Source organism: Roseibium sp. SCP14 (assembly GCF_040329475.1).
Taxonomy (GTDB): Bacteria; Pseudomonadota; Alphaproteobacteria; order Rhizobiales; family Stappiaceae; genus Roseibium.
Map to the genome: position 1 here is coordinate 975,105 of NZ_JBDZYH010000003.1, position 10,213 is coordinate 985,317.

5 protein-coding genes are annotated in these 10,213 nt (G+C 54.8%); 2 read left to right on the forward strand and 3 right to left on the reverse strand.

Going from position 1 to position 10,213, the window contains the following annotated elements; genetic code table 11:
- Position 1: 1 nt before the first annotated feature.
- Positions 2-4,345, forward strand: a complete 4,344-nt coding sequence (locus ABLQ08_RS16970; RefSeq protein WP_352944373.1) for a translocation/assembly module TamB domain-containing protein — start codon at positions 2-4, stop codon at positions 4,343-4,345.
- Between the two features lie 230 nt (positions 4,346-4,575).
- Positions 4,576-4,929 (forward strand): helix-turn-helix domain-containing protein, encoded by a 354-nt coding sequence (locus tag ABLQ08_RS16975; RefSeq protein WP_352944374.1) that lies wholly within the window; start codon positions 4,576-4,578, stop codon positions 4,927-4,929.
- A 245-nt stretch (positions 4,930-5,174) separates the two neighbouring features.
- Here the strand turns inward: ABLQ08_RS16975 and ABLQ08_RS16980 are convergent, their stop codons facing one another.
- The 3 genes from ABLQ08_RS16980 to ABLQ08_RS16990 all read right to left on the reverse strand — a co-directional run bounded on the left by ABLQ08_RS16980 (position 5,175) and on the right by ABLQ08_RS16990 (position 9,985).
- Positions 5,175-6,341: an MFS transporter gene (locus tag ABLQ08_RS16980; protein ID WP_352944376.1), complete on the reverse strand. Its 1,167-nt coding sequence runs from the start codon at positions 6,339-6,341 to the stop codon at positions 5,175-5,177.
- A complete protein-coding gene (locus ABLQ08_RS16985) occupies positions 6,338-7,141 on the reverse strand; it encodes a DeoR/GlpR family DNA-binding transcription regulator (RefSeq protein WP_352944378.1) in 804 nt (267 codons plus the stop codon). The genes ABLQ08_RS16980 and ABLQ08_RS16985 overlap by 4 nt, the downstream gene beginning before the upstream one ends.
- 99 nt (positions 7,142-7,240) lie before the next feature.
- Positions 7,241-9,985, reverse strand: a complete 2,745-nt coding sequence (locus tag ABLQ08_RS16990) for an EAL domain-containing protein (protein WP_352944380.1) — start codon at positions 9,983-9,985, stop codon at positions 7,241-7,243.
- Between the last annotated feature and the right edge of the window lie 228 nt (positions 9,986-10,213).

Sequence of the window (10,213 nt, forward strand, 5' to 3'; positions counted from 1 at the left end):
GATGCGATTTTTGAATCTCACTTTAAGGATCTTCGGATTCCTGATCGTCCTTGCCGTTGCCGTGCCGGTGCTGATCATCGGAGCGTTGCAGTTTCCTGCCGGCCGCAACCTTGCCTCCGGCATTGTCAGCTCCCTCGTGTCCAACGAGAACCAGACCATTCAGGTAAAGGGGCTTTTTGTCAGCTTCACTCTCGACGCGGCAGTTGAAGAGATCGCTCTCGCGGATCCGGAAGGCACTTGGTTGACCGCTGACGGTATTGCCGTGAATTGGAACCCGTTGAGACTTTTTTCCGGTGATCTCGACATCAAATCCATCTCGACCGAACGGATAGACCTCGTCCGCCTGCCCGTAAAGCCTGCAGGCGAACCTTCAGCGTCAGATGAAAGCGAAAGTTCCGGCGGTCTCTCGCTTCCCGTAAGCGTTTCCCTTCAACGCCTTGTGCTCACCGAAGTCAATCTTGGCGAACCCTTGCTGGGCGCACCCGTATCGCTTGCCGCTTCCGGCGCCGGTTCGTTTGCCCTGGATCCGGCGCTCGTCACGGCCAAGCTGGACATTGAAAGAGTGGACGGCGTTGACGCATCGCTCAAGGCTGCCGCCGAATTCGAACCTGCAGCGGAGACGCTTGCGTTTGACGTTGCGGTGAAGGAGCCGAGAGGCGGTCTAGCGGCACGTCTTCTGGATGTTCCAGACCTTCCAGCCGTACAATTGAGCCTGAAGGGCGATGGGCCTTTGACCAACTGGGCTGCAAATCTCAATCTGGCTCTTGATGGTCACACGACTGTAACCGGCTCCGCTCAGATCGAGGAAAAAGCCTCAGAGAGGGTTCTGACGTTCGACCTGGATGGGGACCTGGCACCTCTGGCTCCTCCAGCTGCACATGTCTTCCTGCTGGGAACGACCGATGCCTCCGGAACCGCCACTTTCTCAAACGCGTTCGCCCCTCGGTCGGCGGACGTGACGCTGACAACACAAACCGTTTCGCTACAGGCAAATGCTGCGCTGTCCGACGGATTGATCGACGCAAAAGGCCTCCTGAGCGTGGATGCCGGTGGTGGTGCGCTTGTCGGCATGGATATAGGCGAACGCCGCATCGCCTTTGGACCTCTTAAACTTCAGTTCTCCGCAACCGGAGAGCAAAAGGCGGCAGATTGGTCGGCTAATATCGATCTGAGCTCTTTCCAGACCACTGAAGCGCGTACCGGCAACATTACGCTCAAGGCTTCAGGAAATGGAGCTGATCTGACGCCGGGCGCCTTGGTCTCGCCGTTCGATATCGACCTGTCCATCGCGAACCTTGACGGCTTGACGCCGCAGACTGAACCACTGTCCGGCAACCTTTCGCTAAAAGGCACCGGCACGGCTGACGGTGGCAAGCAGTCGATACGTCTCAACGATCTGTCGCTCAACACGCCTGCTGCAATTGTTGCGCTCACGGACTTTGATCTTTCCGCCGACAAGGTGTCAGGTCAGGGCCGAGCATCGCTGGCAGATCTTGCAAAGTTTGATGGTTTGGCGGGCCGAGAGCTGGGAGGCAGCATTTCGGCTTCCTTCTCGACTGATCTGGATCCAGCAAATGTCGCCGGGTCCGTGACAGCAGCTCTGGTTACGAAGGATCTGAAGACCGGCGTTCCCCAAGCCAATGCATTGCTCGAAGGCAGCAGTCAGATTGATGCAAATGTTGTCTTGGCTGGCCAGCAAGACGTCACGTTGAAGAGTTTCGCGCTCAAGAACGAAGCGATCGAGGCAACGGGCAAAGCGCATTATCAGGATGCATCCCTGACTTCGAACCTTGCCGCAAGTCTGGCTGATCTTTCAAAGGCAGATCCTCAACTTGCAGGAAGCCTTGATCTGAACGCAGAAACCTCCGGCAAGATTGATGCTCTCAAAATCAAAGCCGACGCTTCTTCAAAGCAGATCATGCTCGCCGGAACTCCGCTGGACAACCTGAAGTTTTCCGCGGATGCCACAGCAGACCTTGAAGCCCCCACGGCTGTGGTGAAAAGTTCCGCCTCGCTGAACGGTCAACCGATTGCCATTGATGTGGAACTGACAAGTTCTGAAGGCGGTGCCGACATCAACCCGCTTTCGCTGAAGTTGGCCGGGAACACCGTTTCGGGCTCACTGTCAGTCGGCGATCTGAGCAAACCCGTGGAAACGCTGAAAGGCGATTTGACGATCGACGCCCCCGATCTCGCTTCGCTGTCGCCGCTTTTGCTCACCGAAATCAGCGGCAACCTGCAAGGCACAATCAAAGCCGACCCCGACAAGAAGTCGGTGGGCCTGGACATTACCGGCACGGATATCGATGTCCCTTCGGTAAGCCTCGGCAACCTGAAACTGGTCGCCAATGTCGCCGCGCCCTTCAGCCCCGAAACGTTGACGGCTGATATCGAAATCTCAGACTTTTTGACGGATGCTACTCCCATTCACGAGGCCAAGATCCTCGCCAAGCCGGAAGGTGGCGGTACGGCCGTCTCCGCGGATGTGAAAATCGACAAGGGAACCAACGACGGCCTGACCCTTGCGGCACATATCAAGCAACCGGAAAGCAACAGCTATGTTGTTGCGCTCTCAGAACTTGCCCTGCGCTACCAGGGGATTGCGAGCCGGCTGAAACAGCCGACATCAATCTCTTATGCAAACGGCGATGCCAGGATCCAACCTCTCGAACTGGAACTGGGCAGCGGCTCTCTGGCCGTGTCCGGCACCGCCGGCACCACTTTGGATCTGTCTGCCGAGTTGAAATCCGTCCCCTTGAACCTTGCCAACGCTTTTGTGCCATCGCTTGGCCTTGGGGGCACCCTTTCAGGCAACGTTTCTGCAAAGGGCACTTCGACTTCCCCTGAAGCGACCTGGACGATATCAGGTTCTGGTTTGACGGCAACCGAATTGAAAAACAACGGCATCGCGGTCCTGGGGCTGCAGTCTTCCGGCACGTTGAAGGACAATCAGATCTCGCAAAAAACCAAGATTAGCGATCCCAACGGGTTGAACCTTTCCGCTGCCGGGACGATCGGGCTGGCACAGCCCAATCCATTGTCCATTACATTGGACGGAACAGTCCCGGTTGCGGCGCTGAGGCGTCCCATGCTGGAAGCCGGCTTGCGCGGAGAAGGCGCTGTTTCGTTGACAGGCAAGGTCAGCGGGTCGGCAACCTCCCCGGCTTATCAGATCACGGCATCACCTTCCGGGCTGAAGGTCACCAGCCTGTCGACAGGTCTGACGGTCCAAAATATTTCCGGCACTGCAGCTGTCACGCAGGATCAAGCCTCTTTGAACAATATTGCCGGGGAGCTCGCCACGGGTGGCACTTTGTCGGCTGCAGGCACGGTCGGAATGAAAGACGGATTTCAAGCTGATCTCGCCATCAAGCTCAACAGAGGCAGATATGTCGATCCGGGTTTGGTCACAGCAGAGGTTGATGCTGATCTGAAAATCTCAGGCCCACTCGCTTCGACTTCAAATTCCGCGCTAATTGGTGGAACAATCACGATCAACAAGGCCGATATTTCCATTCCGGAGTATCTGCCAGGCGCCATTCCTCCCGTCGAAGTTCGTCATGTGAATGCTTCAAAGGCAATCCAAAGACAGGTTGAAGAATTGGGTGGAGGGGAAAGACAAAATCAAACGGAGCAAAAAACCTTTCCCCCACGTCTGGATCTTGTGCTCTCCGCACCTGGCCGGATCTTCATTCGAGGTCGCGGCCTTGATGCAGAACTACAAGGTAATCTGAAAATTGTCGGCACGACGGCGGACCCGCAAGCAATTGGCGCCTTTTCACTCAAGCGAGGTCAACTTGATATCCTGACGCGGCGTCTTGTGTTTTCCCGCGGCAGCGCAACGTTTGAAGGCTCTCTCACTCCGCTTATCGATTTCGCCGCAACCACAACCGTCAGCGACACGACGATTACGGTGACAGTAAGCGGAGAAGCGGACGATCCGAAAATTGCCTTTACATCTTCACCGGAACTGCCTCAGGACGAGGTCCTTGCCTTGCTCTTGTTCGGCAAGAGCGTCGGCAACCTGTCGGCGACGCAGGTGGCCAGTCTCGCTGCGGCAATCGCCACACTCACCGGCGGTAGCGATAACGGACCCCTGGCGACAATCCGAAAATCGCTCGGTCTCGATGCAATCGACATCAACACCGATGAGGAAGGCGGTACGTCCGTTTCTGTCGGAAAGTACATCAATGACAATATCTATCTGGGCGTGGAACAGGGCACGGGTACTGGGTCCAGCCGTGTGAAGGTCGATATCGATCTGGATCGAGGTCTGAAAGTACGCGGAGAAGTTGGCGCCGATGGCTCCTCAAAAGCCGGTATCTTTTTCGAACGAGAATATTAGAACAAGCTGAGAACTAAAATTACGCACCGTAATTTTTAACAGTGAGTCCACACAAACCCGCCTCTGCGCAATCTCAAAGCGACAAATCCGTGTTCAGCTGTTGCAGTGCACAGCATGAACATGCAAGTGTGCGCGCCATGACCTATCCATATGAAACAAATTCTCCGTCCCAACTGGAGGGAGGCCTTCGTTTGGTGGCAGAGACAGCCGGCAATGATGGGAGCGCAGCCATGCCCACAAGCAGCAGCGACTACACGCTTGGAGAACGTATCTGCAAGGCTCGTGACATCGCAGGCCTGTCGACAGCTCAGCTGGCCCGTCGGCTCGGCATCAAAACAGCTACGCTGCACAGCTGGGAATCTGATCGCTCCGAACCCCGCTCCAACAAGCTGGTCCTGCTCGCCGGCGTTTTGAATGTCAGCCCAACCTGGTTGCTTGTTGGCCGGGGTACACCTCCTGTTGCGGATGAACAGACAACAACCGACATCGACAACATGCGGGTAGCGCTTGATCGCGTTCAACGTCACGCACAGGCTTTGGCCGATGAAATTGCAGTTCTGCAAGAACGTTTGAACGGCTCCTGAGCCCCTCCTCTGAAACGCGCGATAATCTCGGAGACCGGAAAACCTTTTTGCACCGGCTCCGGGACCTTGAGCGACATCTTGATCGGTTGCCGGATTGTCATTCCGGCTGACCGGTAAAGAAATTGAGCAGACCGGCTCTGTCGCCGACCTGCTCCTCCTTCACCCCCACTCGCCTCGTTTCCGCGACACGGAATGTATCGCTTTAAACGAAACGCAGTGGTCGGCGTTTTTCTATCAGACCGGTTTCACCCTGCCCTTGCAGCACGTGCCGTTGCCGGGATAGCAAACAACGGAATGAGGCTCATCAAAACAGCGAGCAACAGGAAAGACGCCTGAAGGCTGGAGACTTCGGCTACAAATCCTATGCCTGCAGGCCCGAGAAGGATGCCCCCATATCCGGCTGTCGCGACTGCAGCAATAGCCTGGCCGGAAGGCATGTCACGTTGTGCCCCGGCAAGGCTGAACAGCACCGGAACTATGTTTGAAGCGCCAAAGCCAATAGCTACGAAGCCGACGCCGGACACGGTTACATGTGGAGCTAGGGTGACCATTATCAGACCTATGATCGTCAGCACCCCGCCCCAGACAAGTGACTGCCTGCTGCCGACAGCAGCTACAAACCTGTCGCCAAACAGCCGCCCAATCGTCATCGCAATCGAGAAAAGCATGTAGCCAAATCCGCCGACAGCAATTTCGACGAGCCCCTGGCTGCTGACAAGCAGCGCGCCCCAGTCCAGAATCGCGCCTTCGACCAAAAATGTCGTTGCGGTCATGAGCGCAATGATCATGACGATTCCCTTCGGCAAAGCAAAGGAACCGGCCTCGGCATCAATTTCCCTTCTCAGCAGACATGGCCAGGCGGCACCAATAGCAGCAAAGCCAATGACCGCTCCAAGAACTGCGGTGACCAGAGGCGTCACGCCGACTGATAGCAGCACAGTCGCCCCGCCTGCTCCCGCAAATCCACCGACGCTGAACAGAGCGTGAAAACCCGACATCAATGGTTTCTTCGAACCGCTTTCCACTTCGGCGGCATGCGAATTCATGCCGACTTCCAGAAAACCGAGAAAGACGCCGATCCATAACACAACCGCGATCATGACCCAGATTGAGCTGACGAAGGCCACGGCGGGAAACATCGCAGTCAGACCGAAACCGCCCCACAAGATCACCCTTCGGGTGCCAAATCGCGTGCATGCAATACCCGCCAAGGGCATCGTCAAGACGGATCCGATGCCCAGACACAACAGCAGCAGTCCTAATCCGGCTTCATCCAGACCAAGGCGCTGCTTTACAAACGGGATCAGAGGTGACCAGCATCCGAGCATGAAACCAGCAACAAAAAACGCCACCCGTGTAGCGAAACGCGTTGCCGGCCGATCCGTCGGCAACACCCCGATGCCAGAGTTCATCGTTCCGTCACCTTGTGTATTTGGGAGGAGCTCGTCGTGAGGATCCGGTTTTTATCGGTCTGGTAGCTGCCAGGAGAATGCGACGACGCTGTTTCCTCCAACACCAGATAATCAATCTGCTCCATCGAAAGAACCTTGTGAGGCAGTCGCTTCCCGAGTTTTTCGGTGGTCACCATAACGACAACCTTCTCGCTGTTTCTTGAAGCCGTTCGTTTGACCTCGGCATCATCACCATCAAAAGCGGTAACTCCCGTTTCCGGGCATAAGGAGCACGTTCCCAGAAAAGTCAGATCGAACCGGTAGCGTTCGAGATCCCTCACGGCCTGCGCACCGGTCATTCCGCCCACCTGACCTCTGACAGGCCCACCCAAGGCGAACAGGTTGATCCCCGGCCGGTCCATCAAAGCGGCCATCGCGGGCACCGAGTTCGTAACGACCGTTAGTTCGAGATTGCTCGGGAGCCTTTCCGCCAACAGTGCGTTCGTACTGCCTACATCCAGGAACAAGCATTGCCTGGGCTTCAGCAAGGTCAGGGCAACTTCAACCAGAGCCTCTTTCCGGCTCCGGTCTTCGCCGGCCCTTCTGGAATACGGTTGAGCGGAGGGGGAAATCGGCAACGCTCCTCCGTAAACTTTTTCACATAACCCTTCTGCCGCAAGTTTTCGCAAGTCGCGTCGAATTGCATCTTCAGACACGGAAAACCTGCTTGCGAGCTCCGCAGCCGAGACCGGCTCTCCTCTGGAAAGGATCGCAAGGATCTCGGCTCTGCGCTGTTCAGGCAAATAAGAAACACTGGACATAAACGTGCAATATCATGCATCTCACCTGAGAAACAAGATCCGAAATCGACAAAAACGTGTAAACATAGGCATTGCTGCGGTCGACTGCTTGTTGCGTTGCTAGGCGGCCTTGGCAACCAAAAGGTCAAATTCTGCAGAACTCATTGGTTTCCCGAACAGATACCCCTGCCCCATCGGGCATCCGAGTTCCTTCAACTTTTGCGCTTGTTCCCGAGTTTCAATTCCCTCCACCAGTACAGACATATCGAACCCTTTGGCGAGGTGCAGAACCGCCTCGACTATGGCAACATCCTTCTTGCTGGCCAGCGATTGGCGAACAAACGACTTATCAAGTTTGATTTTCGCGAATGGGTAGTTGGCAATGTATCCCAGAGATGAGTAACCGGTGCCAAAATCATCGAGAGAGAAGCTGCAACCGAGTGACTTCAGTTGCTCCATGTGGAAGTTCAAATCCTCACTCTCGTCGATAAACAAGGATTCAGTGACCTCAAGATCGAGCAGTTCCGCAGGAAAATTCGTGCGCTCGAGAGCTTCATGAACCGTGGCCACAAGATTGTCGCGCGAAAACTGAACTGGCGAGATATTGACTGATAATCGCAGTCGTTTTTGCCATGTCCGGGCCTCTTTCATCCCCCTGTTAAGCGCCCAGGAACCAAGTTCAACGATGTATCCGTTCTCTTCAGCAAGCGGTATGAACTCGAACGGCGAGACAGTCCCAAATTCCCTGCTTTCCCATCGCAAAAGAGCCTCAGCACCAAAGGTCGAACCGTCTTCGAGGTTTATCAAAGGCTGATAGGCCAAACTCAGTTCGTCGCGGGCGATGGCCTTGAACAATTCTGTTTCCAGCTTTCTACGCCGCTGAAGGGCCGTGTCCATTGCAGGTTCAAAACGAATGATCTGCTTACGGTCATCTCTTCGAACTTTTGCCAGCGCATTTCCGGACCTTTTCAGGATATCCTCTGGTCCAATCGATCCTTCCGAAAAAGCACACCCGAATTTCAGCTGCACAGAAATGCGCGCGCCTTCGACTGTATAATCTTCACCAATTACTTCCCGGATTCCGTCAATCAGTGACAGGTCCCGTTCGTCTGCGGCTTCGCACAGGTATACTCCTGCGAACACATCAGCAGACATGGCCGCCCAGGTAATCTGTTGTGAAAGATGGTTCTTCAGCCGAGATGCAATCGCCTGACGGACACGGTCTCCATACGAAAACCCGAGAGTTGCGACGATTTGATCGAAATTCGAAACGGCAAACTGCACCAGGCAGAGATCCTGGCTACTGTCATTGGCCGATTTCATCTTCCGCGACAATTCTCGCTCAAGCTCGTTTCTGTTGGCCAGGTTGGTTACCGGATCGAACTGCGCGAGATATTTCAGCCGTTCTGCTGACTCTCGTTCATCCGTTACATCGCGGCAGGTCAGACAGGCGACGGCTCTGGTCTCAAGTTCTCCAGTGCGTCTGGTGCTGACTTCGGTTTTATCGGATCGGGTTACCACAAACTCGACGAATTTGCGTTTCGTTCCTTCGTCCGCCAGCGTCAGAATTTGCGGCACAGGTTGACGATTTAGATCAGAGCCAAGAGCGATCTCAGCCTCTTCAACCAGTGCTGCGGGCAAAACAGAACGTGCAGACTTTCCAGTCAACGTTTCGTCCCGAAACAACTTTCTTGCGGTCTGATTTGCAGCAGTAATTTTTCCGTCTTTGTCGAGAACAACAATCGCGTCGAAACTATCATCGAAAACCTGACCGAGGATCCGTTCGCTATTGCGTCGTCTGACCGTGGCGATGTGCGACAAAACCTTGTGAAATCCGAGCTCACGCAAAATCACTCCGACGGCCGCGAAAAACAGCAAAAAGTATGCGCTCGCAGTCGGAACCAATACCGGTGTCAGATTCTGAACACCGAAGGCAACAGTTTCGAGGGAAATTGCTGCAAGAAGCAGAATACCAACCTTGATCGACCACCCTTCGACCTTCGTCAACAACAGCAACAGAACAATCGCGGAAGCGAACAGGAGCGCAATCAACTCGCCGCGCTCCGACATTGCCCGGTCTTGCAGGAGTGTTTCAGCTCCCAGCGCCTGTATCATGCTTCCCGGAAGAATGTCGAAAACAGGCACAGGAAAGAGATCACGCAGTTCCAGCGCGCTTGCACCAACGATTACTTTTTTACCCGCAAATACAGAAGGATCGGCAGAACCTTCCAGCACATCGACAAGAGAAACGCGTGTCAGCTGATCAATCGCAATGCTGTAATCAAGGCCAAATGCACCGGATGTTGCACCGCTGTAGTTACCTAGAAAAGCCGCTGCTGAAAGCTCAGAGGTTCCTGAAATTTCAAACCCATACAGATTGCGCCAGATACGGCTGTCATCCTCCATGGGAACCATGACAACCACCGGCCACGCGTTCTGAAGAAACCTCTCGATCGGCAGGTTAACAACTTCGCCCGAACTGCCTGTTGCTCCGGATTTTTGAACAAACGCAGCTAGGCTTACATTGCCGGCCCTTTCGATTGCCTCTGCGAACAGGAGATCGTCTTCGGGCGTGGATGCCGCACTAAAGTCGACATCGAATACGATGTCCTGAACGCCGAAACTCACCAGCTCGTCTGTCAGTTGACCATACAGGCGACGAGGCAGCGGCCACACATCAAGGCTATCGAGACTGCGAGCATCAATGTCGACGAGAACAATCTCACCGGACACAGGACGATGATCGATCCCGAATCTTGCTTCCCAAAGCCAGCGATCAAGAGAAGTGGCAATTCCGGCTGACCGCATAATAAACACGCTCGCAACCAAAAACATTGCGAGTAGACATGCGTTCAAAAGGCGCATTCTGTTGACAGCTTGCCAGATAGGAGACCCCAATTAACTCTTCAAGAATTCTCGGTTAAAATGCGCGCCCCCAGGTGCGCAAGCTGCATTTAACCTATTTCTTGCCGTTCCCGTTGTTATTGCCGGAATTGCCGTTTCCGTTGCTATTGCCGGAATTGCCGTTTCCGTTGCTATTGCCGGAATTGCCGTTTCCGTTGCTATTGCCGGAATTGCCGTTTCCGTTGCTAT